1 protein-coding gene is annotated in these 729 nt (G+C 64.6%); it reads left to right on the forward strand.

The features are described 5' to 3' along the window. Positions 1-43 precede the first annotated feature (43 nt). The coding region (locus BIU82_RS15990; RefSeq protein WP_139146658.1) for an MFS transporter at positions 44-729 on the forward strand (686 nt) is incomplete at its 3' end.

Below are 729 nucleotides of genomic sequence, written 5' to 3' on the forward strand. Positions count from 1 at the left end.
CGACATAGCGCCTTGCTACGCTCCAAACATCAAGGAAAAGCACATGACAACAAGCACCAACGCTGCTGAGACGCAGCACGAACGGCTTACGGGCCGGCAGACCCGCAAGGTGGTCACCGCCGGCTGTGTGGGCATCTTCGTGGAACTCTACGACAATGGCATTTTCGCCTTCATGGCGGGAACCCTTGCGCTTGTCTTCCTTGCCCCGGGCAACCCGGACAATGCCCTGCTGTTCGTCTTCGCGGGTTACGCCGTGTCCTTCTTTGTGCGGCCGCTCGGCGCCGTAGTGTGCGGATACCTTGGTGACATCATCGGCCGGCAGAAGCTCCTGGTCTTCGTCATCATGCTGATCAGCATYGCCACGGCGGGCATCGGCCTGCTGCCCCCGTATGCCGCCATCGGCGTCGCCGCCCCCATCCTGCTGGTGCTGCTGCGCATGCTGCAGGGCTTCTCCGTGGGCGGCGAAGCTGCCGGCGCCATGACCTTCCTGGCCGAGCACGCCCCCGAAGGCAAGCGCGGCATCATCACTTCCTTCGCCCAGATCGCCTCCTTCGCGGCCCTGCTGACCGGCACCCTGGTTGCCTACGCCATGTCCCCCTGGCTCACCCAGTCCGCGATCGACGGCGGCGGCTTCGGCTCCTTCGCCTGGCGCATCCCGTTCCTGGTGGCCATTCCCATGGGCATCATCGGCTGGTACATCCGCAAGGCCATCAGCGACACCCCGAACTT

It is taken from the genome of Arthrobacter sp. SW1 (genome assembly GCF_001766675.1).
GTDB lineage: Bacteria > Actinomycetota > Actinomycetes > Actinomycetales > Micrococcaceae > Arthrobacter.